Source organism: Streptomyces sp. NPDC006197 (assembly GCF_040613865.1).
Lineage (GTDB): Bacteria > Actinomycetota > Actinomycetes > Streptomycetales > Streptomycetaceae > Streptomyces.
Genome location: NZ_JBEXSZ010000093.1, coordinates 1 through 24,825, shown reverse-complemented (window position 1 = coordinate 24,825; position 24,825 = coordinate 1). Strand labels below are relative to the sequence as shown.

At 73.2% G+C, this 24,825-nt stretch carries 26 protein-coding genes; 17 read left to right on the top strand and 9 right to left on the bottom strand.

What is annotated here, in order from left to right:
* The first annotated feature begins 51 nt into the window (after nucleotides 1-51).
* The 8 genes from ABZ318_RS25865 (at nucleotide 52) to ABZ318_RS25830 (ending at nucleotide 6,448) form a co-directional block, all read left to right on the top strand.
* Entirely contained in the window at nucleotides 52-837 is a 786-nt protein-coding gene (locus ABZ318_RS25865; RefSeq protein WP_356904858.1) for an amino acid ABC transporter ATP-binding protein, read from the top strand.
* Nucleotides 838-890: 53 nt separating this feature from the next.
* The gene (locus ABZ318_RS25860) at nucleotides 891-1,712 is read left to right on the top strand and encodes a glutamate ABC transporter substrate-binding protein (protein ID WP_356904857.1); all 822 of its coding nucleotides are present in this window, start codon (nucleotides 891-893) and stop codon (nucleotides 1,710-1,712) included.
* A gap of 117 nt (nucleotides 1,713-1,829) precedes the next feature.
* On the top strand, nucleotides 1,830-2,504 hold the full coding sequence (locus ABZ318_RS25855; RefSeq protein WP_356904856.1) for an amino acid ABC transporter permease: 675 nt from the start codon (nucleotides 1,830-1,832) through the stop codon (nucleotides 2,502-2,504).
* Nucleotides 2,501-3,391, top strand: a complete 891-nt coding sequence (locus ABZ318_RS25850) for an amino acid ABC transporter permease (RefSeq protein WP_356904855.1) — start codon at nucleotides 2,501-2,503, stop codon at nucleotides 3,389-3,391. Before ABZ318_RS25855 ends, ABZ318_RS25850 begins: the two co-directional genes overlap by 4 nt.
* A 222-nt stretch (nucleotides 3,392-3,613) precedes the next feature.
* Nucleotides 3,614-5,290: an FAD-dependent monooxygenase gene (locus ABZ318_RS25845; protein WP_356904854.1), complete on the top strand. Its 1,677-nt coding sequence runs from the start codon at nucleotides 3,614-3,616 to the stop codon at nucleotides 5,288-5,290.
* Nucleotides 5,291-5,361: 71 nt separating this feature from the next.
* Nucleotides 5,362-5,409 carry a hypothetical protein gene (locus ABZ318_RS25840; RefSeq protein WP_311314449.1) on the top strand — a complete coding sequence of 16 codons (48 nt, stop codon included), beginning with the start codon at nucleotides 5,362-5,364 and terminating at the stop codon, nucleotides 5,407-5,409.
* A 95-nt stretch (nucleotides 5,410-5,504) separates the two neighbouring features.
* Nucleotides 5,505-6,044 carry a cysteine dioxygenase gene (locus tag ABZ318_RS25835; RefSeq protein WP_356904853.1) on the top strand — a complete coding sequence of 180 codons (540 nt, stop codon included), beginning with the start codon at nucleotides 5,505-5,507 and terminating at the stop codon, nucleotides 6,042-6,044.
* On the top strand, nucleotides 6,041-6,448 hold the full coding sequence (locus tag ABZ318_RS25830; protein WP_356904852.1) for a rhodanese-like domain-containing protein: 408 nt from the start codon (nucleotides 6,041-6,043) through the stop codon (nucleotides 6,446-6,448). Before ABZ318_RS25835 ends, ABZ318_RS25830 begins: the two co-directional genes overlap by 4 nt.
* Before the next feature lie 208 nt (nucleotides 6,449-6,656).
* Here ABZ318_RS25830 and recX read toward each other — a convergent pair whose 3' ends face one another.
* The 3 genes from recX to ABZ318_RS25815 form a co-directional block, all read right to left on the bottom strand.
* The gene (recX, locus tag ABZ318_RS25825; RefSeq protein WP_356904851.1) at nucleotides 6,657-7,223 is read right to left on the bottom strand and encodes a recombination regulator RecX; all 567 of its coding nucleotides are present in this window, start codon (nucleotides 7,221-7,223) and stop codon (nucleotides 6,657-6,659) included.
* A 4-nt stretch (nucleotides 7,224-7,227) separates the two neighbouring features.
* Nucleotides 7,228-8,364 carry a recombinase RecA gene (gene recA / locus ABZ318_RS25820; RefSeq protein ID WP_356904850.1) on the bottom strand — a complete coding sequence of 379 codons (1,137 nt, stop codon included), beginning with the start codon at nucleotides 8,362-8,364 and terminating at the stop codon, nucleotides 7,228-7,230.
* A gap of 988 nt (nucleotides 8,365-9,352) precedes the next feature.
* On the bottom strand, nucleotides 9,353-9,547 hold the full coding sequence (locus ABZ318_RS25815) for an antitoxin (RefSeq protein ID WP_356904866.1): 195 nt from the start codon (nucleotides 9,545-9,547) through the stop codon (nucleotides 9,353-9,355).
* 160 nt (nucleotides 9,548-9,707) lie between these two features.
* On the opposite strand from ABZ318_RS25815, the gene ABZ318_RS25810 reads away from it, so the two are divergent.
* From ABZ318_RS25810 to ABZ318_RS25800, 3 genes are all read left to right on the top strand, one after another.
* On the top strand, nucleotides 9,708-10,040 hold the full coding sequence (locus tag ABZ318_RS25810) for a hypothetical protein (RefSeq protein ID WP_356904849.1): 333 nt from the start codon (nucleotides 9,708-9,710) through the stop codon (nucleotides 10,038-10,040).
* A complete protein-coding gene (locus ABZ318_RS25805) occupies nucleotides 10,037-10,483 on the top strand; it encodes a MerR family transcriptional regulator (protein WP_356904848.1) in 447 nt (148 codons plus the stop codon). Before ABZ318_RS25810 ends, ABZ318_RS25805 begins: the two co-directional genes overlap by 4 nt.
* 134 nt (nucleotides 10,484-10,617) lie before the next feature.
* Nucleotides 10,618-10,773, top strand: a complete 156-nt coding sequence (locus ABZ318_RS25800) for a hypothetical protein (protein WP_356904847.1) — start codon at nucleotides 10,618-10,620, stop codon at nucleotides 10,771-10,773.
* A gap of 2 nt (nucleotides 10,774-10,775) precedes the next feature.
* Here ABZ318_RS25800 and ABZ318_RS25795 read toward each other — a convergent pair whose 3' ends face one another.
* Nucleotides 10,776-11,561: an SGNH/GDSL hydrolase family protein gene (locus ABZ318_RS25795; RefSeq protein WP_356904846.1), complete on the bottom strand. Its 786-nt coding sequence runs from the start codon at nucleotides 11,559-11,561 to the stop codon at nucleotides 10,776-10,778.
* A 130-nt stretch (nucleotides 11,562-11,691) separates the two neighbouring features.
* Between ABZ318_RS25795 and ABZ318_RS25790 the strand changes: the two genes are divergently transcribed.
* The 4 genes from ABZ318_RS25790 to ABZ318_RS25775 all read left to right on the top strand — a co-directional run bounded on the left by ABZ318_RS25790 (nucleotide 11,692) and on the right by ABZ318_RS25775 (nucleotide 15,923).
* The gene (locus ABZ318_RS25790) at nucleotides 11,692-13,002 is read left to right on the top strand and encodes a sensor histidine kinase (protein WP_356904845.1); all 1,311 of its coding nucleotides are present in this window, start codon (nucleotides 11,692-11,694) and stop codon (nucleotides 13,000-13,002) included.
* Nucleotides 12,999-13,667, top strand: coding sequence for a response regulator transcription factor (locus ABZ318_RS25785; RefSeq protein ID WP_030692362.1), 669 nt, complete (start codon nucleotides 12,999-13,001; stop codon nucleotides 13,665-13,667). Before ABZ318_RS25790 ends, ABZ318_RS25785 begins: the two co-directional genes overlap by 4 nt.
* A gap of 134 nt (nucleotides 13,668-13,801) precedes the next feature.
* A complete protein-coding gene (locus tag ABZ318_RS25780; protein ID WP_356904844.1) occupies nucleotides 13,802-15,109 on the top strand; it encodes a cytochrome ubiquinol oxidase subunit I in 1,308 nt (435 codons plus the stop codon).
* A 34-nt stretch (nucleotides 15,110-15,143) separates the two neighbouring features.
* A complete protein-coding gene (locus ABZ318_RS25775; RefSeq protein WP_356904843.1) occupies nucleotides 15,144-15,923 on the top strand; it encodes a cytochrome d ubiquinol oxidase subunit II in 780 nt (259 codons plus the stop codon).
* A gap of 15 nt (nucleotides 15,924-15,938) precedes the next feature.
* Here the strand turns inward: ABZ318_RS25775 and ABZ318_RS25770 are convergent, their stop codons facing one another.
* Entirely contained in the window at nucleotides 15,939-17,120 is a 1,182-nt protein-coding gene (locus tag ABZ318_RS25770) for an AI-2E family transporter (RefSeq protein WP_356904865.1), read from the bottom strand.
* 298 nt (nucleotides 17,121-17,418) lie between these two features.
* Entirely contained in the window at nucleotides 17,419-17,613 is a 195-nt protein-coding gene (locus ABZ318_RS25765) for a DUF3046 domain-containing protein (protein WP_041662943.1), read from the bottom strand.
* A 79-nt stretch (nucleotides 17,614-17,692) separates the two neighbouring features.
* Here ABZ318_RS25765 and ABZ318_RS25760 point away from each other — a divergent pair, with 79 nt between their 5' ends.
* The gene (locus ABZ318_RS25760; protein ID WP_356904842.1) at nucleotides 17,693-18,622 is read left to right on the top strand and encodes a hypothetical protein; all 930 of its coding nucleotides are present in this window, start codon (nucleotides 17,693-17,695) and stop codon (nucleotides 18,620-18,622) included.
* Nucleotides 18,623-18,689: 67 nt separating this feature from the next.
* Here ABZ318_RS25760 and ABZ318_RS25755 read toward each other — a convergent pair whose 3' ends face one another.
* The 3 genes from ABZ318_RS25755 to ABZ318_RS25745 form a co-directional block, all read right to left on the bottom strand.
* Nucleotides 18,690-18,998, bottom strand: coding sequence for an AzlD domain-containing protein (locus ABZ318_RS25755; RefSeq protein WP_030692368.1), 309 nt, complete (start codon nucleotides 18,996-18,998; stop codon nucleotides 18,690-18,692).
* Nucleotides 18,995-19,735 carry an AzlC family ABC transporter permease gene (locus ABZ318_RS25750; protein ID WP_356904841.1) on the bottom strand — a complete coding sequence of 247 codons (741 nt, stop codon included), beginning with the start codon at nucleotides 19,733-19,735 and terminating at the stop codon, nucleotides 18,995-18,997. Before ABZ318_RS25750 ends, ABZ318_RS25755 begins: the two co-directional genes overlap by 4 nt.
* Nucleotides 19,736-19,883: 148 nt before the next feature.
* A complete protein-coding gene (locus ABZ318_RS25745; protein WP_356904840.1) occupies nucleotides 19,884-20,774 on the bottom strand; it encodes an AraC family transcriptional regulator in 891 nt (296 codons plus the stop codon).
* Nucleotides 20,775-20,864: 90 nt separating this feature from the next.
* On the opposite strand from ABZ318_RS25745, the gene ABZ318_RS25740 reads away from it, so the two are divergent.
* Nucleotides 20,865-24,825: DEAD/DEAH box helicase (locus ABZ318_RS25740; RefSeq protein ID WP_356904839.1), on the top strand; the 3,961-nt coding region annotated here is incomplete at its 3' end.

Genomic DNA, 24,825 nt, shown 5'->3' with positions numbered 1-24,825 from the left:
CATCGGGTCTCTAGTGTCCTCCCCAACCGAGGAGGACGGAGCAAGAGGCCGATGAGCGGAGAGTCAGTGTCCAAGAGTCCCGAGGCCACCCCGCGTGCCGCGGACGACCTGGTCGTACTGTCCGACGTGAACAAGCACTTCGGCGCACTGCATGTCCTCCAGGACATCGACCTGACGATCGCCCGCGGCGAGGTCGTGGTCGTCATCGGACCGTCCGGGTCCGGCAAGTCGACGCTGTGCCGCACGATCAACCGGCTGGAGAGCATCGACTCCGGCACCATCACCATCGACGGCAAGCCGCTGCCGCAGGAGGGCAAGGAGCTCGCCCGGCTGCGTTCCGACGTCGGCATGGTCTTCCAGTCGTTCAACCTCTTCGCGCACAAGACGGTGCTCGAGAACGTGATGCTGGGCCAGATCAAGGTCCGCAAGACGGAGAAGAAGGCCGCCGAGGCCAAGGCCCGGGCCCTGCTCGACCGGGTCGGGGTCGGCACCCAGGCGGACAAGTACCCCGCCCAGCTCTCCGGAGGCCAGCAGCAGCGCGTGGCGATCGCCCGCGCGCTGGCGATGGACCCGAAGGTCATGCTCTTCGACGAGCCGACCTCGGCCCTCGACCCGGAGATGATCAACGAGGTCCTGGAGGTCATGCAGCAACTGGCCCGGGACGGCATGACGATGGTGGTCGTCACCCACGAGATGGGCTTCGCACGCTCCGCCGCCAACCGGGTCGTCTTCATGGCCGACGGAAAGATCGTCGAGCAGGCGACGCCCGAGGAGTTCTTCAGCAACCCGCGCAGCGACCGGGCCAAGGACTTCCTCTCCAAGATCCTTCACCACTGAGCGAGTTCGGACCTATTCTTCCCAACTCACGCCTACTCAAGGGACTTTCCACCATGAAGCTTCGCAGCGTCTCCGCCGCCGCCGCGGCCGCCGTCGTCCTCGCCCTGACCGCCACCGCCTGCGGCAGCGGCTCCGACTCCGGCAGCAACGGCGACAAGATCAACATCGGCATCAAGTTCGACCAGCCGGGTCTCGGCCTGAAGACCCCGGACGGCACGTACGCCGGTTTCGACGTCGACGTCGCCAAGTACGTGGCCAAGGAGCTCGGTTACGCCGAGGACAAGATCAACTGGAAGCAGGCGCCGAGCGCCGAGCGCGAGAACCTGATCAAGAACGGTGACGTGAAGTTCGTCGTCGCCAGCTACTCGATCAGCGACAAGCGCAAGAAGGAGGTCGACTTCGCGGGTCCGTACTTCCTGACCCACCAGGACCTCCTCGTCCGCGCCGACGACAAGACGATCACCAAGGTCGAGGACCTCAACTCCAAGAAGCTCTGCTCGGTCACCGGCTCGACCTCCGCGCAGAACGTCAAGGAGAAGCTCGCCCCGAAGGCCGACCTCCAGCAGCTCGGCGGCTACTCCGAGTGCCTCACCGGCCTGGAGAACAAGCGGGTGGACGCCCTGACCACGGACGCCTCCATCCTCGCGGGCTACGCCTCGCAGAAGGAGCACCAGGGCAAGTTCAAGCTCGTCGGCCTGAAGATGAGCGACGAGAACTACGGCATCGGCCTGAAGAAGGGCGACGACGAGCTGCGCGGCAAGATCAACAAGGCGCTGGAGAAGATGGTCTCCGACGGCACCTGGAAGAAGCTCGTCGAGCAGCACTTCGGCCCCTCCGGCTACAAGTACGAGCCCGCGCCGGCGATCGCGAAGTAACCCGCCCGCCTGAAGCCGCGACGGCCGCCCCGCGCACGGGCGGCCGTCGCACCGGCACCGGCCGCCCACGCGGCGGCCTCCACACCGACCGACCACCAGGGGAGAGCGCGGGGCATCGTGTTCGACTTTCTTGATTCCGGGCAGTACGACCTGCTCGGCGCCTTCTGGGTGACGGCGAAACTCGCCCTCTACTCGGCGCTCGGCTCGCTGGTCTGGGGCACCGCCCTGGTCGCCATGCGGGTCAGCCCGGTCCCCCTCATGCGGGCCTTCGGCACCGCGTACGTCAACATCGTCCGGAACACTCCGCTGACGGTGGTCATCGTCGCCTGCTCGTTCGGCCTCGACCAGACCCTCGGCATCACCCTCGGCGGGGGCCGCTCCGAGGACATCGGCTTCCGGCTCGCGATCCTCGGACTCGTCGCGTACACCGGCACCTTCGTCTGCGAGGCGCTGCGCTCCGGCATCAACACCGTCCCGCCGGGCCAGGCCGAGGCCGCCCGCGCGCTGGGCCTGAGCTTCACCCAGGTCCTCACCCTGGTGGTGCTCCCGCAGGCGTTCCGCACGGTGGTGACCCCGCTCGCCAACGTCCTCATCGCCCTCACCAAGAACACCACCGTGGCAGCGGCCATCAGCGCCGCCGAGGCGGCGGTGCTGATGAAGGAGATGATCGAGAACGAGGCGGACTCGCTCTTCGCCGTCTTCGCGCTCTTCGCCTTCGGCTTCATCGTCCTCACCCTCCCCACCGGCCTGTTCCTGGGCTGGGCGGCCAAGCGACTGGCGGTGAAGCGATGACCTCCGTCCTGTACGACACCCCCGGCCCCCGCGCCAAGCGGCGCAACGTCGTCTACACGATCGTCTTCCTCGCGGTCCTCGCCCTGGCGGCCTGGTGGGTGCTCTCCGCCCTGGCCGACAAGCACCAGCTGGACGCCGACAAGTGGAGCCCGTTCGTCACCGACTCCCGGGTCTGGACGACGTACCTGCTGCCGGGCCTGGTCGAGACCCTCAAGGCCGCCGCGCTCTCCATCCTGATCGCGCTGCCGCTCGGCGCCGCCCTCGGCATCGGCCGGCTCTCCGACCACCGCTGGGTACGCGTTCCCGTCGGCGTGGTCGTGGAGTTCTTCCGCGCCATCCCGGTCCTGCTCCTGATGATGTTCGCGGCCGCCCTGTACCGGGAGTTCACGACCGTCAGCTCCGACTTCCGCCCGCTGTACGCGGTCGTCACCGGCCTGGTGCTCTACAACGCCTCGGTGATCGCCGAGGTCGTCCGGGCCGGCGTGCTCTCGCTGCCCCGCGGCCAGGGCGACGCGGCCGTCGCGCTCGGCATGCGCAAGGGCCAGACCATGCTGTACGTCCTGCTGCCGCAGGCGGTGACCGTCATGCTCCCGGCCCTGGTCAGTCAGCTCGTCGTGATCGTCAAGGACACCGCGCTCGGCGGCGCCCTGCTCGGTTACGCGGAGCTGCTCAGCCAGAACCGGCAGATCACGGCCAACTACGGTGCCAACACGATCGCCACCTTCACCGTCATCGCCCTGATCTACATCGCCCTCAACTCCCTCCTCACCTCCCTCGCGGGCCGCCTGGAGAGGCGGCTGCGGCAGGGCAGGAAGTCCCCCTCCGTGACTCTCCCCGCCCAGGCGGGAGCCACCGAGGTGAAGTCGGACGCCGTCAGCGGCGCCTGACCCCGGAGGGCGTCCGCGGGCCTGTGGGGGCCTGCGGGGCCTCCGCGGACCGACCGGGGTGGGCCGGAGCGGTACTGACCCGAGGTCAGCCGCACCGCGCCCACCCCGTCGCTTGACGCGGGCATCTTCAGTGGGTTGCATACGGTCTGTGATCAACCACCGGGCTCGTGCCACACTCAGCTGTGCTGCCCTCATGACCGTCCGGCCTTCAGGAGCCGCGCCGTGGACCCGGTGATCATCGTGGGCGCGGGGCCGGTCGGCCTCGCGCTCTCCCTCGCGCTCGCCGCGCAGGGCGTGCCCAGCGTCGTCCTCGACGAGGGCCCCGGCAAGGAGGAACCCCGCCCGGCACGGAGCGTCGTCCTGCGCGCCGACATGGCCGCGATGGTCGAACGGCTCGGCTGCACGACCCTCCGTGACGAGGGCGTCCGCTGGGTCGGCTGGCGCGGCATGCGCCGCCGCCAGGAGGTGCGCCGGATCACGCTCGACCTGGGGCTCGGCGGCACGGAGGAGTGGTCCGAGGACCCCGACGCGCCCGCCTCCCCGGCCGCACCGCTGCACATCCCCCAGCACGCCCTGGCGCGCGGCCTGCGCGACGCCATCTCCCGGCAGAAGCTGATCCGGCTCGTCACCGACTCCCGGCTCGACACCATCGAGCAGGACCGGGACGGGGTCGTCGCCCACACCCGCGGCCCGGCGGGCACCTGGTGGCGCGGCAGCCATCTCGTCGGCTGCGACGGAGCCCGTTCGACCGTACGCAAGCTGCTCGGGATCCGTTTCCCCGGCCGCACCGCGGTGGAGCGGCACGCCGTGGCCGCGCTCCGCACCGAACTCCCCTGGCCCGGCGAGGCCCTGTTGCACCGTCAGCCCCCGTGGCGCGGCGCGGCCGAGGAGATCACCGCGCGCCCGCTGCCCGACGGGGTGTGGCGGATCGACTGGCTGCTGCCGCCCCGCGGCGACCTGGTCACCCCGGACGCGCTGGTCGCCCGCATCCGCGAGACCCTGGCCGGCTGGTGCGAGGGCGTGACGCCCCCGTACGAGCTCATCGACACCGGCGTCCACACCCTCCACCACCGGCTCGCCCGCCGCTGGCGGGTGGACCGGGTCCTCCTCGCCGGGGACGCGGCGCACCTGCTCGGCGCGGTCGGCACCCAGGGCCTCGACGAGGGGCTGAGGGACGTGGACAACCTCGCCTGGAAACTCGCCCACACCTGGCACCACGGCGGCTCGGACCGGCTGCTCGACAGCTACCAGAGCGAGCGGCGGACGGCCGTCGCGACCCGGCTGCGCGCCGCCGACCAGTCGCTGCCGGTGCTGCGCGGCGGCGGGGGCCTGCGCACGTACCTCCCCGGGGCCGCGCGCGGCCACGACGCCCTGCTGGCCGACGGCCACGTGGGGCGCGGCCCGCTCGGCGCGCCCCCGGCGTACCCCCACTCCCCCCTCGCGCCCCCGTACACCGAGGGGCAGACGCCCGTCGGCACCCCGCCGGGCGCCCCGGTCGAGGACGTCCGCGTGACCGCCCCCGACGGCACGACCGTACGGCTCCGGGACCGGCTCGGCCAGGGCCGCCTCCTGGTCCTCCTGGTCGCGCCCGGCACCGGGGTCTGGGACCGGCGCCACTGGCGGAGCGCGGGTGTGATGCCCCGGCTCGAAGAGGCCGTCCAGGCCCTGCCGGTGAAGGCCGAGGTCCTGGTGACGGAGGCCTATCCGGGAGCCGCGGCCCACGCCGTCCTGCTCGTACGGCCCGACGGGCACCTCGTCGCCTCCTTCTCCGGGGTCCGCCCCGAGGAGCTGTACGCGGCGGCCGACGCGACCCGGGGCGGCCCGGCCGGCGAAGGGGCACCCGCCGAGGAGGCCGCGGCCGTGTCCGCGGAGAGCGACCGCACGGCGGACATGCATTGATTCCCGCAGGCGCGCATGGTGTACTCCGGAGCGTGACCGACACCGATGTGCGCCTGTGGCGGAGGGTCCATATGGACCTCCTCCGCTATGCGGGCTGCGTGTGTCGCCCGTCCTGCTGATCTCGCCCCTTTCCCCGCGCGCGCCCCGCCGCTGACGCACGTCCGTGTGCCGTGTGCCGCCGCGCGCTCTTCCGCGAACCTCAGGACGGTCATCCGTGCCACTCCCCCCTGCTCTCTCCCCCGGCCTCTCCGCCCCTGCCTCCGCCCCGACCTCGGCCGAACTCCTCGACTTCGTCCGGCGTACGGCGGCCGACCAGGAACTCGTCGACTCCCTGCCCCTCGACCCCGAGGGCCGCACCTGGGTGCGGCTCGACGGTCCCGGCGGCAGCGAGGCCTGGCTCATCGGCTGGCCGCCCGGCACCGGCACCGGCTGGCACGACCACGCCGAGTCGCTGGGCGCCTTCGCGACCGCCCGCGGCACGCTGACCGAGAACGCGCTCGCGGTCCGGCTGCCGGCGAGCGGCTGGAAGACCCTGGAACTCGCCGACGGCCTCGACCGCTCCCGGCGGCTGTCGGAGGGCACCGGCCGGGCCTTCGGCCGCCACCATGTGCACGAGGTGCTCAACGAGTCCACGGACACCCATGCGGTGTCGGTGCACGCCTACTACCCGCCGCTCCCGCTGATCCGGCGGTTCAGCCGGACGGGTGCGGTGCTCCGTCTGGAGCAGCTCGAGCGCCCGGAGGACTGGCAGTGAGCGAGGAGCGGGTGGGCATCGACGAACTCCTGGAGCGGGTCAGATCGGACATCGACCGGATCGAGCCCCGGGCCGCCTACGAGGCGTACGAGGCGGGTGACGCGCTCCTGGTCGACACGCGCTACGCGGCCCTGCGGGAACGGGACGGCCTGATCCCGGGCGCGCTGGTCGTGGAGCGCAACGAACTGGAGTGGCGGCTCGATCCGCTGGGCAGCCACCGCGCGGCAGAGGCCGACAGCCACGACCTGCGGGTGGTGGTCCTCTGCAACGAGGGCTACGCCTCGTCCCTCGCGGCCGAGTCCCTCCGCCGCCTGGGCCTGCACCGGGCGACGGACCTCATCGGCGGTTTCCAGGCCTGGAAGGCCGCCGGTCTCCCGGTCCTCCTCCCGACCACCCGCGCCTGACCCCCGGTCCGGCCGGCCGGAGGGGTCCCACCGCTCGCGCGCACCCTGGCGGGGCCTTCGGCCCCGACGGGGTTCGGCTCCCCCGCGCGATCTGACGAGTCCTTCTGTCCCCCCGCGTCAGAAGGACTCGTTCCCAGAAGACCTCGCCCCAGAAGGTCTCGTCCCAGAAGGTCTCGCCTCGGAAGACCTCGCCCCAGAAGGTCTCGCCTCAGAAGGACTCGTCCAGGCCGTCCGTGTCCTCGCCCTCGGCCTCCAGCGCCTGGCGGACGACGCGGAGGGCCATGCCCTCGGGATACCCCTTGCGGGCGAGCATCCCCGCGAGCCGTCTCAGGCGCCGGTCGCGGTCGAGGCCGCGGGTGGCGCGCAGCTTGCGCTCCACGAGCTCGCGCGCCGTGGCCTCCTCCCGCTCGGAGTCGAGCTGGTCCACCGCCTCCTGGATGAGGGACGGCTCGACGCCCTTGGTGCGCAGCTCCCGGGCGAGTGCCCGGCGGGCGAGGCCCCGGCCGTGGTGACGGGACTCCACCCAGGCCCCCGCGAAGGCGGCGTCGTCGATGAGGCCGACGTCCTCGAACCGGGAGAGGACCTCCTCCGCCACCTCGTCGGGGATCTCCCGCTTGCGCAGTGCGTCGGCCAGCTGCTTGCGCGTGCGGGGGTTCCCGGTGAGCAGGCGCAGGCAGATCGCGCGCGCCCGCTCAGCCGGATCCTGGGGTGACAGCTCCTTCTCGGCCCTCGACGAGTCGGGGCTGTCACCCGGCCATTCGGTGCGGCCGGTCATCGGTTCAGCTCTTGACCGCGGTGGCCTTGGTCGCCTTCGCGGTCTTGCTCGCGGGGGCCGGGACGCTCTTGGCGGCGTCGTCCGCCCCGGCCGCGTCGGCGGCGCCCGCCGCGTCCACGCCCGGCTCGGCCGAGGGAGCCTCGGGCCGGACGCCGACGCCCAGCTTCTCCTTGATCTTCTTCTCGATCTCGTTGGCGAGGTCGGGGTTGTCCTTCAGGAAGTTACGGGCGTTCTCCTTGCCCTGGCCGAGCTGGTCGCCCTCGTACGTGTACCAGGCGCCGGCCTTGCGCACGAAGCCGTGCTCCACGCCCATGTCGATCAGGCCGCCCTCGCGGCTGATGCCCTGGCCGTAGAGGATGTCGAACTCGGCCTGCTTGAAGGGGGGCGCGACCTTGTTCTTGACGACCTTGACGCGGGTGCGGTTGCCGACCGCGTCCGTGCCGTCCTTGAGGGTCTCGATGCGACGGATGTCGAGGCGCACCGAGGCGTAGAACTTCAGGGCGCGGCCACCGGTCGTGGTCTCCGGCGAGCCGAACATCACGCCGATCTTCTCGCGGAGCTGGTTGATGAAGATCGCGGTGGTCTTGGACTGGTTGAGCGCGCTGGTGATCTTCCGGAGAGCCTGGCTCATCAGGCGGGCCTGGAGACCCACGTGCGAGTCGCCCATCTCGCCCTCGATCTCCGCACGCGGGACGAGCGCGGCGACGGAGTCGATGACGATCAGGTCGAGGGCGCCGGAGCGGACGAGCATGTCGACGATCTCGAGGGCCTGCTCGCCGTTGTCCGGCTGGGACAGGATGAGGTTGTCGATGTCGACGCCGAGCTTCTTGGCGTACTCGGGGTCGAGGGCGTGCTCGGCGTCCACGAAGGCGACCTGGCCGCCGGCCTTCTGGGCGTTGGCCACGGCGTGCAGGGTCAGGGTCGTCTTACCGGAGGACTCCGGTCCGTAGATCTCCACGACACGGCCGCGCGGCAGGCCGCCGACGCCGAGGGCGACGTCGAGGGCGGTCGATCCGGTGGAGATCACCTCGATCGGCTCCTGGGTACGGTCACCCATGCGCATCACGGCGCCCTTGCCGAATTGGCGTTCAATCTGTGCGAGCGCGGCGTCGAGCGCCTTCTCGCGGTCGGTTCCTGCCATGGGTTCCACCCGGTTTGCTTGAGTCGATCGCTTCATGTGAAAGACGCTAACCCCTGCCACTGACAATGGGCCCCGACGTCCCCTCCGCCCTGTGGAAAACCCGGCGACAAGCCCGTGATCCCAAGGGTCGGGCTTCCATGAGAATGGATGTTCGATTTTAGTGTCAAGCGCGCCACGCGGGCTCCGTAAGGGTCCCTGCGTGCCGGTTCGCGACAGGCGTCAGCAGCCTCGCCCTGCCGCCGTCGAACCCGCTGCCCGCCCTGGCCATGGCAGCCGTCACCGCCGCCCTCCTGGCCCTGCACATCGGACGCCGCCCGGACGGATACGTCCCCGCGGGCCGCGCCGCGCTCCCGGAACTTCCGCAGCTCGGTGATCTTCCGCAGCCCGGTCCTGATCGCCGTCGTTCCGTCCGTGCTCTACTTCACGCTGCTGTCCGGGATCCCCCAGCTGATCGCCGACCGGGTCGGCTGGGCCACGGGTTCGGTCGCGGTCGCGGTCGGCCAAATGATCGCCATGATCACCGGCTTCCGCGCTCACCCTCGCCTTCGCCGGGGCGCCCGCCCGCCCGAGCCGACCACGGTACGAGTCCTCCTGCTCACGGTCGGGGCGCTCGCCGCCATCGCGGCCGTCCTCACCCCCAGCCCGGTCGTCCGGCTCCTCGCGATCGGCCTGGCCGTCTTCACCGCGGCCGGCGCCAACGCCACCCCGTCCATGGCCGCCGCTCCCGCCGCCCCCGCCCCGCAGCGCCCCACCGGCATCGGACCGCTCCAGCTCGCCTACCTCATGGGCGGAGCCCTGGGCCCGGCGCCGACCACCATGCTCGTCCTGAGCCGATCTCCAGCGGGCCGCGCCAAGGCCCGAGCGGCCGACTCCTGCTTCCCGAAAGCCATGCCCGGGCCGGCCACCAGCTCGACACCGAGGAAACAGAGCCACTCAGCACGAGCTGACACGCCGGACACGAACAGGGCGAACGCCGCCCGACGCGGCACTAGCTCCGCGGGGGGTCGTCCTGCGGCTTGTCGGAGCCCAGCTGCTCGTTGATCTTCCGCTGGGCCATGTCGACCTGACTCTGATACTTGTTCTCGGTCCTCGCGTCGAACGCGTCACCGCCCTTCTCGACCCCCTGCCGAGCGGTGTCTTCATGTCCCTTGAGCATGCCCTTGAGCTTGTCGAGCATCGACATGTCTGCCTCCTTGCGGACGATGACACCCAGCATCCGCCCGTTCCCTCAGGTCCGCACCCCGGCGGGGAGGGGACCGCCGGGCTTGCATCCGGTACCCAGGTACAGGTTTACCGTCGGAGGTGTCCCCGCCCCCGGGGACGTGGCGACGGGAGCAAGTGCGATGAGCGATCCGGCATGGGTGCCGCAGTCCTGCACGCTGCCCACCGAGGAGCGGCCCCTACGGGTGGCGGAATGGGACGCGCTGTTCTCCGAGCGGCTGGCCTCGGCGTCGAGGCCGGAGCCGCTGCGGCTGCGTCTCGCCCTGACCGGCGGGCCGGGCGTCGAGGAACGGGTGCGGGACCTGGTGGCACGGGAGAGCGGCTGCTGCTCGTTCTTCACCTTCACCACCACGCCCGGCGAAGGCCTGATCGGCCTGGACATCGAAGTGGACCCGGCGCACGGGACCGTCCTGGACGCCCTCGCCGCACGGACCGCCGAGGGGGTGCGGGGATGAGCGCGGGTCTGCGCAGCGGACAGGTCGCCGAGGCCGCCGGGGTGAACATCCAGACTCTGCGCTACTACGAGCGTCGCGGCCTGCTGACCGAGCCGGAACGCAGCAGCGGCGGTCACCGCCTCTACGGCGAGGACGCGGTGACCGTCCTGCGGGTGATCAAAGCCGCCCAAAGGCTCGGGTTCACCCTGGAGGAGGTCGCCGAGCTGCTGGAGGCCGGCCGCCACCGGCACGGCCGCCCCGCCGCCGGGCTCCAGGAGCGGGCCGCGGCCAAGCTCGCCGAGGTGGACGCGAAGATCGCCGACCTGGCCACCATCCGCACCGCCCTGGCCTCCGCCGTCGAAGCGGGCTGCGACGACCTGACGGTCTGCGCCGGAAGCGCCTGCTGCCCCATCCCCTTCACCGGCCTCGCCGAGGAGAACCACCATGCCGGCCCCCGCCTCTGACCCCCGCCGCCATCGCGCCCTGAAGGCGCCCCGGGCCACGGCACCCTGACCCGCGCCACCGAGCCGGCCGCCCGCGCGTCGGGCGAGACGGACGCGCGCGGCCGCGGCTCTCGTCGGACGGGATCCGTAGGGCGATGCCGTCGTCGATCGACCCGCCCGGCCCGTCCTCCACGGCCGACGTCATCGCCGAACCAGGACCGCTCCCCGGCGAGCGCGGCGTGAACGTCTCCGGGTCGTACGCGGCGTCCGCCGCGTGCGCCTCCTTCGCCGCGCACCCCTCGGCGGCGTGAACCTACCGGGGGCCGGCCACCACCGGCAGCAGTTCCGGGCGCTTGGCTCGGCGGTCGTCGCCCGACGACCGGCCGCGCAGGCGCCGGCCGAGCCAGGGACCGAGGAAGGACCCCGCCCAGCGGAGCTCGGCGGCCACCGCGCCGAGCCCGGCGGGAAGGGCCTGCGGGGGCAGGGGGCGGGACCAGGAGTCGTCGGAGCCGGGCAGCGCGAGTGCGTGGGCGACGGCGGCGGCGATGCGCGCGTGGCCGATCGGTCCGGCGTGCAGCCGGTCGGGGCTCCACAGCCGGGGGTCGGTGACGACGGGGTGGTGGGAGGCCTCGACGACGGTGACGCCGTGCCGGCGCGAGGCCGCGCGGATCCGCTCGTTGAGGGCCTCGACGCGGGGGCCGAGGGGGCGGGCGAGCGGGGTGATCCGGCCGACGTCGGGAAAGGTGAGGGTGGCGACGTGGGCCCCTTGCGCGGTCAGCGCGGCGAACATCGCCTCCAGGTGCCCGGCCGTCGCGTCCACGTCGAAGCGCGGCCGCAGCAGGTCGTTGACGCCGGCGACGACCGTGGCGAGGTCCGGCCGGAGCGCAAGGGCGGGGCCGAGCTGCTCGGCGCGGACCTGGCCTGCGAGACGGCCCCGTACGGCCAGGTTGGCGTAGAGCACGTCGGCCCGCTCACGGGCGAGCAGCTCCGCGAGCCGGTCCGCCCATCCGCGCAGCCCGACGGTGTCGTCCCCGTCGCCGAGCCCTTCCGTCTGGCTGTCCCCCAGCGCGACGTACCGCAGAAACGTGCCGTCCGACATGGATCCCGCCTTTTCTCGACCGCCCGGGCGCCACCTGGCCCGCACGCCACCCCACCATCATAGTCGCTTTTTTTACTAAGCAACTCGGCCAGCAAGCTCCGGGAAGCGCCCCCGGCCTATCCTTCGATCCATGCCCCTCCCCCTCCGCGCCCCCGGCGGCGGCCGTCTGTCGCCCGGGGCCGCCGACGCCCTCGTGGCGGGAGTCGTGCTGCTCGTCGTGGCGGTCTGGACGCTCGTCTCGGCGCAGTACACCAGCGAGCCCGCGCTCCGCACGGCGCTCGGCTGGGCGCTGATCCTGGTCGGTTGCGGGGCGCTGTACTTCCGGCGGCGGCAGCCGGTCGCCGTGGCCGTGGCCACGCTGCTCGCCTGCGTCGTCTACTACCCGCTGTCCGCCCAGGACGGCCCGCTCATGATCGCCTTCGCCCTCGCGCTGTACACGACCGCCGCCGAGGGGCGCTTCGCCGCGGCCGTCGCGCTCGCCGCCGTCACGCTGCTCGCGGTCGGGTTCGGCGAGATCCGGCAGCAGCCGGGGCACCGGCAGATCGACGACACCTCGCTCGCGATGCTGGCCGGGTGGCTGATCAGCCTCGTCGCCGTCGGCCGGGCCCAGCGCACCCGGAGCGCCTATCTCCACGAGGTGGAGCAGCGGGCGCTCGCCGCCGAGCGGGAGCAGGAGGCCCGCGCCCGGCAGTCCGCGACCGAGGAGCGGCTGCGGATCGCCCGTGAGGTGCACGACGTGCTCGGCCACAGCATCTCGCTGATCAACGTCCAGTCCGGTGCGGCGCTGCACCGGCTCGGCAAGAAGCCGGCCCCCGAGGCCGGGCTCGCCACCGCCACCGAGGCCCTGGAGGCGGTGAAGGCGACCAGCAAGGACGCCCTGCGCGAACTGCGGGCGACCCTCGGGGTGCTGCGCCGGGCCGACGAGGCCACGCCGACCACGCCGTCCTCCGGTCTGGCGCTCCTCGGCGACCTCGCCGCGCGCGCCCGGAGCGCCGGACTCGACGTCCGTACGCACACCACGGGCACGCCCGTACCGCTGCCGCCGCCGGTCGACCTCGCCGCGTACCGGATCGTGCAGGAGTCGCTGACGAACGTCACCCGCCACGCGGGCGCGCGGACCGTGACGGTCACCCTGGACTGGGACGCGGACGCGGTACGGCTGCGGATCGCGGACGACGGCGAGGGCGCGCCGGAGGGGCGGCCGCCGGGCAGCGGCATCCGGGGCATGACCGAGCGGGCCCGGGCGTTCGGCGGGGAGCTCACCGCCCGGAACGACGACGGCGGCGGCTTCCTGGTCGACGCCCGACTGCCCCTGACCGCACCGGCCCCGCCCACGGCGACCACCGGGTCCACCGACCAGGCCCCACCCACGACAACCGCCAGGCCCACCGACCCGGCCCCGCCCACCGACCCCACCGCGTCCGAGAGGGACCCCCGATGATCCGTGTCGTGCTCGCCGACGACCAGACCCTGGTCCGGGCCGGCTTCCGGTCGATCCTCTCCGACGAGGAGGACATCGAGGTCGTCGGAGAGGCCGGGGACGGGGAGCGGGCGATCGGGCTCGCCCGCGAACTGCGCCCGGACGTCGTCCTGATGGACATCCGCATGCCGGTGCTCGACGGCCTGGAGGCCACCCGCCGCATCACCGCCGACGCCCGGCTCGAAGGAGTGCGGGTGGTCATCCTGACCACGTTCGACGCGGACGACCACGTGTACGGGGCGCTGCGCGCCGGCGCCTCGGGCTTCCTCGTCAAGGACACCGAGCCGATGGAACTGCTGCACGCGGTACGGGTCGTGGCGCGCGGGGACGCACTGATCTCCCCGGCCGTGACCCGGCGGCTGATCGCCGAGTTCGCCGGTCTCGCCGGGCGGCAGCCGGACCCGAGCCCCCGGCTCAACGCCCTCACCGAGCGGGAGCGCGAGGTGCTGGGCCTGGTGGGAGCCGGGCTCTCCAACGACGAGATCGCCGGCCGGCTCGTCCTCTCCCCCGCCACCGCCAAGACCCACGTCAGCCGGATCATGACCAAGCTGGCCGTGCGGGACCGGGCGCAGCTGGTGATCCTGGCGTACGAGTCCGGGATGATCACCCCGGGCTGGCTGGCCTGACACCCCTAAGGGTCGGCCCGCCCCAGGGACATCCCGTGGAGTACGCGCGCGTGGGGCGGCGCAACCGCCGGGGTACGGCCGGTGTCCACCCCGGGGTGACGCGGGGCCCCTGACCGTACGCCGACGCTGACCGGGTGAATCAGGACGTACTCGATCTCGCGCGGCTGCAGTTCGCCCTCACCGCGGGCGGCCACTTCCTCTTCGTGGCCCTCACCCTGGGGCTCGCGACCGTCGTGGCCGTGCTCCAGACCCGGGCGACGTTCGGCCGGAAGCCGCTGTACGCGCGCATGGTGCGGTTCTGGGGCCGGCTGTACGTGATCAACTACGCGGTCGGGATCGTCACCGGCCTCGTGATGGAGTTCCAGTTCGGCATGGCGTGGAGCGGGCTCACCCACGAGGCGGGCAACGTCCTGGGTGCCTCGCTCGCCGTCGAGACGGTCGTGGCGTTCTTCGTCGAGTCGACCTTCCTCGGCCTGTGGATCTTCGGCTGGCACCGGCTCAACCGCTGGGCCCACCTCGCCGCGATCTGGATCGTCGTCCTGACCGCCTACCTCTCGGCGTACTGGATCCTCGTCTCCAACGGCTTCCTCAACCACCCCGTCGGGTACGCCTCCGAGGGCGGCGAGCTGGTCCTCGACGACCCGGTCGCCGTCCTCACCAACCCCTCCGCGCTGCTCGCCTTCGGGCACGTCCTGGCGGGCGCCCTGCTGACCGCCGGCTTCTTCATGGCGGGGGTGAGCGCGTACCACCTCTTCCGGCGCAGCCCGGAGTGGGAGCTCTTCGGCCGCAGCCTGCGCATCGGGGTCTTCCTGTCGGCGCCCGCGCTGATGGCCGCGGCCGTCTTCGGCGGCCTGCAGTTCGGCACCCTCGCCACCTTCCAGCCCATGAAGTCGGCCGTCTTCAGCGGAAAGGCGGCCGAGATCGCGCGCGTGCAGGCGGAGATGACGGGCCGCTTCGGGCCGGGCGACTACGTGCCCTCGGAGGCGTGGACCCGGGGCGGCGGTCTGGTGATGCTCATCGGCTTCGCGCTGATGATGTACCTGTGTTTCGCCGGGGTGATCCTGGCCTGCTTCAAGAAGGCCGTCTTCCGGTTCCGGCTCTGGCACCTCGTCCTGATGGCGGCCGTGCCGCTGCCGTACCTCGCGATGATCGGCGGCTGGGTCTTCCGGGAGGCGGGGCGGCAGCCGTGGGTGGTCTACGGGCTCCTCAGGACGGAGGACGCCGTCTCGGATCTCTCCCCCGGCACCATGCGCCTCTCCCTCGCCGTCTTCACCACCGTCTTCGTGGCACTCGCCCTCCTCAACGCCTGGCTCCTGGCCCGGCATGCCCGCCGCGGCCCCGTCGAGTCCGGCCTCGGTCACGACGAGCGCCCGGGCCCCGCCGACGGCGAGGAAGGGACACCGCCCGACCCGGCGGACTCGCTGCCGGCTCCCCGCTACTGAACGACCCGTCCCCCATCGACACCGAGGAGCCTTTGTGGAGACCCTGGCCATCGCCCTGCTCGCCTTCTTCACCGCGGGCTGGTCCGTCCTCGCCGGGGCGGACATCGGCACCGGCATGCTCACCCCCTGGCTCGGCCGGGACGACCGTGAGCGGCGCCTCGTCCTCGCCTCCTTCGCCCCCTTCTTCCTGGGCGACGAGGTCTGGCTGGTCGCCACCGTCGGCGTCTTCGTCGGCTGCTTCCCCGCCCTCGAAGGGGACCTCCTGAGCGGCCAGTTCCCGGTCCTCGTGGCCCTCCTCGCCGGCTGGATCCTCCGGGACACGGGGCTCTGGTCGCGCGCCGGAGGCCCCGGGCCCCGCTGGCGCGCGGGCTGCGACGCCGCCGTGGCGTGCGGCAGCTGGACCGTCGCGCTCTCCTGGGGGTGGCTGCTCGCGGCCCTGCTGACCGGCCGCCCGTACGCCCCGGCGACGGGCCTGACGGCGGTGCTCACGGCGCTCGCCGTGGCCGCGCTGTTCGCCGCGCACGGGCTCGGGTTCGCCGCGCTGCGCCTCACGGGCGTGCCGTACGAGCGGGCCCTCCGGCTCGTCGGGCGCGCCGGGCGCCCCTGGCAGTCCTTCGCGCTCACCGGCGTCCTGCTGGCCGGACTGCCGCTGTGGGCGGGCGCCGCGCTGCCACTCGCCGAGCGGGCGGCGTCCCCCGCCACGCTCGGCCTGCTGGTGCCCGCCCTGCTGTTCGTCACCCCGTTCCTGGTGGCCCTCCAGGCCTGGATCCGGCACACGTTCCGGCACCGGGTGACGGGCCCTTCGTACCTCTGACTCCCGTGAGCCCGGTCAGGACTCCTTCTTGTGGTGCAGGGCCTTCTGCAGCCGGGCCACGACCGCCTCGCCGTACCTGCGGTGGCCGTGGACGCGCGGGTCGTCCGTGACGGCGTACCGCTTCACGTACGCGCCGAGGAAGGCCTGGAGGGTGGCGACGGCCGGAATGGCGATCAGCGCGCCGACGGCCCCGAGCAGCGCCGTCCCCGCGATGACCGAGCCGAAGGCCACCGCCGGATGGATGTCCACGGTCTTCGAGGTGAGCTTCGGCTGCAGCACGTAGTTCTCGAACTGCTGGTAGATCACGACGAAGCCGAGCACCCACAGCGCGTACCAGGGGTTGACCGTGAAGGCGATCAGCATCGGCAGGGCGCCGGCGAGATAGGTGCCGATGGTCGGGATGAACTGCGAGACCAGGCCGACCCACACGGCGAGCGCCGGAGCGTACGGCACGCCCAGGATCTCGAAGAGCACGAAGTGCGCGATGCCCGAGATGAGGGCCATCAGCCCGCGCGAGTAGAGATAGCCGCCGGTCTTGTCGACGGCGATCTCCCACGCCCGCAGCACCTCGGCCTGCCGGGCGGGCGGCAGGACGGAGCAGAGGGCGCGGCGCAGCCGGGGCCCGTCGGCCGCGAAGTAGAACGCGAAGAGGAAGATCGTCAGGAGCCGGAACAGTCCGCCGAGGACGGTGGCGGAGACGTCGAGGACGCCGGACGCGCTGTTCTGCACGTACTTCTGCAGCCAGTCGGAGCTGAGCACGCTGTCCTGGACCTCGACGCGCGAGAGTTCCGTGCGGAAGTTCTGGTTGATCCAGTTGATCAGCGAGTCGAGGTACTTCGGGAAGTTCTCGACCATGTCCACGATCTGGCCGGCCAGCATCGAGCCGAGGAGGACGACGAAGCCGAGACCGAAGACCATGACGGCGAAGAAGACGAGGAAGGTGGCGAGGCCGCGGCGCATCCCGCGCGCCGCCATGCGTCCGACGGCCGGCTCGATGGCGAGGGCGAGGAAGAAGGCCAGCAGGACGTTGATGAGGAGGCCGACGAGTTGGTGGAAGGCCCAGTTGCCCAGCAGGAAGACGGCGTAGAGCGCGAGGGCGAGCACGAGCGCGCGGGGCAGCCAGCGCGGCATCCGCGCGGAGCCGGCGGCCGGCTTGGCCGTCGCCTCCGACGGTACGGCTGCCGGAGCGGCAGGCACGGCCACCGCGACGCTCCCGTCGGCTCCCGCCGGGGAGGCCGCGGTCGAAGCTGGAGCCGACTCCAGGTCCAGGTCCGGCTCCAGGTCCAGGTCCGGCTCCAGGGCCGGCTCCAGGTCCAGGTCCAGGTCCGGCTCCGGCTCCGGGGAAGCCGTCGCGTCCGGCACTTCGGGCACATCGTTCGGTTCGGTCTTGTCGGTGTCGTCAGTCGGGGCCACCCCGCCAGTCTCGCGCACCGCGCGGACATTCCACCCGGGCCCCGTGAGATCCCCCGTCGTCACACGGCGGTTCGCCTTCCGGTCACCGCTTGTCGGCCGGTACGTCGACGGCCGCGCAGACCGCACGCCACACGTCCTTCGCCTCCCAGCCGGCGTCCAGCGCCTCCCGCACCGTCCGGCCCCCGAGCTCCGCCATCACATGGTCACGAGCGAAGGACTCGGCGTAGGACGCACCGAAGTGGTCGGCCATCCGTTCCCAGAAAATCGTCAACCGCATGAATCCAGTATCCCGCTCCCAAGAGTGCAGCCCGCTCCGCAGACCTTGTCACCGCGCTTTTCCGCCCTACGGTCGGAGCATGGCCGAAAATCCGCTCTCCTCCCCGCCCTCGACTCCCCTGGCCCGCGCCGAGCGCTTCGTCTGGCTGACGGCCCGCGTCCTCGAACAGCGCCGGTTCGCCTACCACTTCCTGCGCGGTGGCCCGGACCAGGTCGAGACGGCCCTCATGGCGTACCTCAACGAGGACGGCGGCTACGGACACGCCCTCGAACCGGATCTGCGCGGCCCGGTGAGCCAGCCCCTGCACACCGCGCACGGGCTGCGGATCCTGGACACCATCGGCCGCTGCGGCGGGCTGCGCGTGGAGCGGATCTGCCGCTACCTCACGGAGGTGTCCACGCACGACGGGGCGCTCCCCGCGATCCACCCCTCCCAGCGCGGCTACCCCTCGGCGTCCTTCCTCCCGGTCGTCGACTCCCCGCCGAGCGCGCTGCTCTCGACCGGTCCGGTGGTCGGCGTGCTGCACCGCAACCAGGTGTGGCACGCGTGGCTGTTCCGGGCCACCGAGTTCTGCTGGTCGGCCGTGGAGTCGCTGGAGAAGTCCCATCCGTACGAGATCCAGGCGGCCGTCGCCTTCCTGGACGGCGCTCCCGACCGCCCGCGCGCGGAGGCGGCCGCCGACCGGCTCGGACGGCTCGTCCGTGAGCAGCGGCTCGCCGTCCTGGACCCCGACCAGCCCGAGGACCACTCGATGACGGACGGGTACGCGCCCGGCGAGGTCCTCCACCCGCACGACTACGCGCGCGTGCCGGACTCGCTCGCCGGGCGCTGGTTCACGGACACGGAGATGGCCCGCTCGCTCGACCGGCTCGAAGCCGACCAGCAGGAGGACGGCGGCTGGCCGGCCCGCCGGGACGCCTGGGCGCCCGGCTCGGCCCTGGAGTGGCGCCCGATCGCCACGATCGAGGCGCTGCGCACCCTCCGGGCGCACGGCCGCGCGATCGGCTGAGGCGGGACACCGGGCCCGGGCCGGGCGGGGCGCCCCGCCTCAGGGCTGAGGGGCGCGGTCGGCGCCGTCACCAGCCCAGGGCCCGGACCCCCGCCGTGACGGCGACGGCCGCGCCCACGACGACCAGGAAGGGCGCGCGCAGGACCAGCGCGACGGCGGCCGCGGCGAGTCCGGCGGCCCGGGCGTCCAGGACGAGGTCGCCGCCCGCGCTGAAGGTCTGCTGGGCGGTGAGCGCGGCAAGGAGCGCGACGGGGAGCAGGGCGGCGAGCCGCTGGACGAGGGGGCGTTCCAGCGCCCCCGCGGGCACGAGCAGGCCGACGAGCTTGACGAGGTAGCACCCGGCGGCGGTGAGGGCGATCGCGATCCAGACGTTCATCGGGAGTCCTTCTCTCGTCCGGTGGGGGCGGTGCGTCGGCCCTTGGCCCAGAGCACGGCGGGGGCGGCGAGGGCGGCGGCGAGGACCGGGACGCCCGCGGGCAGGACGGGCAGCAGCCCGAGGCCGAGCAGGACGGCGATCCCGGCGGTGGCGCGCTCGGTGGCGGACTTCAGCATGGGGGCGAGCAGGGCCAGGAAGACGGCGGGGCCTGCCGCGTCGAGGCCCCAGGCCGCGGTGTCGCCGATCGCCTCGGCACCGAGCGCTCCGAGGAGCGTGGTCAGGTTCCACAGGACGTACAGGGTGAAGCCGGTGACGGTGAAGCCGATCCGGGCGGCCCGGCGGGTCGGCTGGGGGAGCGCGACGGCCGTGGTCTCGTCGATCACCCAGTGCGCCGCGAAGGGCCTGACGGCCTTCGGCAGGGCGAGGAGCTGGGAGAGCCGCAGTCCGTAGAAGGCGTTGCGGGTGCCCAGGAAGAAGGCGCCGGCGGCGGCCGTGAAGGGGTTGCCGCCCGCGGCGAGCGCTCCGACCAGGGCGAACTGCGAGGCGCCGGTGAAGACGAGCAGGCTGAGGACGCAGGTCTGGAGGACGCTGAGGCCGGAGCCCGCCGAGGTGACGCCGAAGGCGAAGCCGGAGAGTCCGACGGCGACGCCGACGCCGAGCGCGTCGCGGACGACGGCCGCGTCGGGCTTGGCCGGGGTGTCGTCGCGTATGACGGGGGGTGCTGTCTGTTCTGCCACGTCAGGGACGCTACGGGGCCGGTGCCGGCCCGGTCTTGTACGTTCTTGCACCGCCCTGCGGGGCCCGCCCCTCAACGCTCACACACCGACCCGCGAGGCCCGCCCCTCGACGTTCACGCGCTGACCCGCGAGGCCCGCCCCTCGACGCTCACGCACCGCCCTGCGGGGCCCGCCCACCTGCGTTCACGTGCCGACCTGCGCCCCGTGCGCGCTGGTAGGCGCCCGGGGGCACCCCGACGCTGCGGGTGAAGTGCCGGCTGAGGTGCGACTGGTCGGTGAAGCCGACGGCGGCGGCCGCCTCCGCCGGGGGCGTCCCCGCGTCGAGGAGCTGCCTGGCCCGGCGCACGCGCGCGTCGGTGAGCCAGGTGTGCGGAGGCATCCCGTACGCCTCGCGGAAGGCCCGGAGCAGGGCGAACGGGCTGGTGCCGAGGTCGGAGGCGAGCCGCTCCAGGGTCGGCGGCTCGACCATCCCGGCCTCCAGGACCTCACGCGCGCGTGCCGCGTTCCGGGCGCCCGCGGAGCGGGGCGGGAGCGGGGTGACGAGCCCGCCGTGGCTGCGCAGCAGCCGGGCGGTGACCAGGCGCAGGAGGCTGTCCGCGGCGAGTGCGTTGCCCTCCTCTGCGGCCCGGTGGACGCCGACGACGAGCTGTGCGGCGTACGGGTCGTCGACGACGGGCGAGGTGAAGCCGACCTCGCCCCGCAGGGCGAGGGTGTCGGCGGCGATCGAGCGGACGATCTCCGCGTCGGGGTAGATCGTCCGGTAGGTCCAGCCCTCGGGCACGGCCGCGTGCCCCGTGTGCGGGGTGTCCGGGTTGACGAGGGCGATCTGTCCGGGACCGGCGTGGACGAGCTCGTCGCGGTAGTGGAAGGCCTCGACGCCCTCGGTGATGGCGGCGAAGACGAAGGACTCGTGGGTGTGCCGGGCGAAGGCCTTGCGGATGTAGTGGGCGTGCAGCAGATCCACCCCGGGCAGCTCGGCGTACTGCCAGTACCGTGCCCGCTCCCCGCTCGCGCCGTCCCTCTCCGTACCCCTGGCCATTCCCCCATTCTGCGCCCCTCCGACGGCCCGCGACGACGGGGATCGCCCAGGTCCGGGCGGTTGTCAGTGGCGGGGTGCACGATGGGGGGCATGGTCAGGTCCGCGCTCGACTCGTTCTCCCCCGCGACCCGTGGTTGGTTCACCGGGGCCTTCTCCGCGCCCACGGCGGCGCAGGAGGGCGCCTGGCAGGCCATCGGCGCGGGCTCCGACGTGCTCGTCGTCGCGCCGACCGGCTCGGGCAAGACGCTGGCGGCGTTCCTCGCCTCCCTGGACCGGCTCGCTTCCTCCCCGCCGCCCGCGGAGGCGAGGAAGCGCTGCCGCGTGCTGTACGTGTCGCCGCTGAAGGCCCTCGCCGTGGACGTCGAGCGGAACCTGCGCTCGCCGCTGACCGGCATCCGCCAGGAGTCGGTGCGCCTCGGCCTGCCCGAGCCGGACATCCGGGTCGGCATCCGGTCCGGGGACACCCCGGCGGCCGAGCGCCGGGCGCTCGCGACACGGCCGCCGGACATCCTGATCACCACCCCCGAGTCCCTGTTCCTGATGCTGACGTCCGCCACGCGCGAGGCGCTGACGGGCGTGGAGACGGTCATCCTGGACGAGGTCCACGCGGTCGCGGGCACGAAGCGGGGCGCGCACCTGGCCCTCTCCCTGGAGCGGCTCGACGAGCTGCTGCCCCGCCCGGCGCGCCGGATCGGTCTGTCGGCCACGGTCCGCCCGGTCGACGAGGTCGCCCGCTACCTCTCCCCGGGGCGCGCCGTGGAGATCGTGCAGCCGCCGTCGGGCAAGGAGTTCGACCTCTCCGTCGTCGTCCCCGTCGAGGACATGGGCGAGCTGGGGGGCTCCCCCGCCTCGGAGGGCAAGGAGGGCGGGGACAGGCCGTCGATCTGGCCGCACGTCGAGGAGCGGATCGCCGACCTCGTCCAGTCCCACCGCTCCACGATCGTCTTCGCGAACTCCCGCCGGCTCGCGGAGCGCCTGTGCAACCGGCTCAACGAGATCGCGTACGAGCGGGCGACCGGCGAGCCGCTCCCCGAGGGGGCGCCCCCGGCCCAGGTGATGGCCCAGTCGGGGGCGGCGCAGGGCGCCCCGCCGCTGCTCGCCCGGGCCCACCACGGTTCGGTGTCCAAGGAGCAGCGCGCCCAAGTGGAGGAGGACCTGAAGGCGGGCCGGCTGCCCGCCGTGGTGGCCACCTCCAGCCTGGAGCTGGGCATCGACATGGGCGCGGTCGATCTGGTGGTGCAGGTCGAGTCGCCGCCCTCGGTCGCCTCCGGGCTCCAGCGCGTGGGCCGGGCCGGGCACCAGGTCGGCGCCGTGTCGACGGGCGTGGTCTTCCCCAAGTACCGGGGCGACCTGGTGCAGGCGGCCGTGGTCACCGAGCGGATGCGTTCCGGTGCGATCGAGTCCATGCGGATCCCCGCCAATCCGCTGGACGTCCTCGCGCAGCAGCTGGTCGCGATGGTCGCGCTCGACACCTGGCAGGTGGACGACCTGCTCGCGGTGGTGCGCAGGGCGGCGCCCTTCTCCTCGCTGCCCGAGTCGGCGTTCACGGGCGTCCTCGACATGCTGGCCGGCCGCTATCCCTCGGACGCCTTCGCCGAGCTGCGCCCGCGCGTGGTCTGGGACCGGGTGGCCGGGACGGTCACGGGGCGGCCCGGTGCGCAGCGGCTCGCGGTCACCTCGGGCGGCACGATCCCGGACCGCGGCCTGTTCGGCGTCTTCCTGGCGGGTTCGGACCCCAAGAAGGGCGGGGGCCGGGTCGGCGAGCTCGACGAGGAGATGGTGTACGAGTCGCGGGTGGGCGACGTCTTCACGCTCGGCACCACCTCCTGGCGGATCGAGGACATCACCCGGGACCGGGTGCTCGTCTCCCCCGCGCCGGGCGTGCCGGGCCGGCTGCCCTTCTGGAAGGGCGACCAGCTGGGCCGCCCGCTCGAACTGGGGCGGGCGGTGGGCGCGTTCCTCCGCGAGATCGGCGCCCTCGGGGACGAGGACGCGCGCCTGCGGCTGCTCGCCGCGGGCCTGGACGGCTGGGCCGCGGAGAACGTCCTCGCGTACCTCAGGGAGCAGCGCGAGGCCTGCGGCCACGTGCCGGACGACCGGACGATCCTGGTCGAGCGCTTCCGCGACGAGCTCGGGGACTGGCGGGTCGTCATCCACTCCCCCTTCGGTGCGCAGGTGCACGCCCCGTGGGCGCTGGCGCTCGGCGCGCGGCTCGCCGAGCGGTACGGCATGGACGCGCAGGTGATGCACGCGGACGACGGCATCGTGCTGCGTCTGCCGGACGCCGATCTGATGGGCCTGGACATGGGCCTGGACCTCCTGGACCAGGATCCGGTCGACCCGGACCGGCACCTGGACACGACGTACGACGCGGACAAGGCGCCCGTCGGCGCGGCCGACACGCTCTTCGACCGGGGCGAGATCGGGCAGATCGTCACCGACCAGGTGGGCGGCTCCGCGCTGTTCGCCTCCCGCTTCCGCGAGTGCGCGGCGCGCGCCCTGCTGCTGCCCAAGCGCAACCCCGGCAAGCGCACCCCGCTCTGGCAGCAGCGGCAGCGGGCGGCCCAGCTCCTCCAGGTGGCGAGCGAGTTCGGCTCGTTCCCGATCGTCCTGGAGGCCGTCCGCGAGTGCCTCCAGGACGTCTTCGACCTCCCCGGCCTGACGGAGCTGATGGGGGACATCGAGGCCCGCCGGGTGCGGCTCGTGGAGGTCACCACCCCCGAGCCCTCGCCCTTCGCCCGCTCGCTCCTCTTCGGGTACGTGGCGCAGTTCCTGTACGAGGGCGACTCCCCGCTCGCCGAGCGGCGGGCGGCCGCGCTCTCGCTGGACTCCCGGCTGCTCGCGGAGCTCCTCGGCCAGGCGGAGCTGCGGGAGCTGCTCGACCCCGAGGTCCTGGCGGAGCTGGAGCGGGAGCTCCAGTGGCTGACCGAGGACCGCCGCGTCAAGGACGTGGAGGGCGTCGCCGACCTGCTGCGGGTCCTCGGGCCCCTGACGGACGGGGAGCTGGCCGAGCGCGGCGCCGAGGCGGGCTGGGCGCCCGAGCTCGAGGCGGCCCGGCGTGCGATCCGGGTGCGGATCGGCGGCCGTGACCACTGGGCGGCGATCGAGGACGCGGGCCGCCTCCGGGACGCCTTGGGCACGGCCCTGCCGGTCGGCGTGCCCGAGGCCTTCACCGAGCCGGTCAAGGACCCGCTCGGCGACCTGCTGGCGCGCCATGCGCGCACGCACGGCCCGTTCACCTCCTCGCAGGCCGCCGCCCGCTTCGGTCTCGGCGCGGCCGTCACCGACGGCGCCCTCCAGCGCCTCGCCGCCTCCGGCAGGGTCGTCCAGGGCGAGTTCCACCCCTCCGGGATCGGCCAGGAGTGGTGCGACGCCACCGTGCTGCGGCGGCTGCGGCGCCGCTCCCTGGCGGCCCTGCGCCAGGAGCTGGAGCCGGTGCCCCCGGCGGCCCTCGCCACCTTCCTGCCGCAGTGGCAGCACCTGGGGAGCAACAGCCTGCGCGGCATCGACGGCCTCGCGCGGGCGATCGAACAGCTCCAGGGCGCGCCCGTCCCGGCCTCGGCCCTGGAGAAACTGATCCTGCCGTCCCGGGTCCGGGACTACTCCCCGGCGCTGCTCGACGAGCTGACGACCACCGGGGAGGTCGTCTGGGCGGGCGCGGGCTCGCTGCCCGGCAAGGACGGCTGGGTCTCGCTCTACCTCGCGGACGCGGCGCCGCTGCTCCTCCCGCCGCCGCACCCGCTGGAGACGTCCGCCCTGCACGAGTCGGTGCTCGCCGCCCTCTCCGGCGGTTACGGCCTGTTCTTCCGGCAGATCGCCGACCAGATCCGGGCCACCACCCATCCGGACGCCACCGATCCGCAGCTCGCCGACGCCCTGTGGGACCTGGCCTGGTCGGGTCGGCTCACCAACGACACCCTGGCCCCGCTGCGCGCGCTCCTCGGTTCGGGCCGCACGGCCGGCTCCACCGCCCACCGCGCGCGGCGCACGGTCCCGCCGGCACGTCGAGCTCGCCCTGCGCACCACCCTCGACGAGAACCTGGAGATGGTC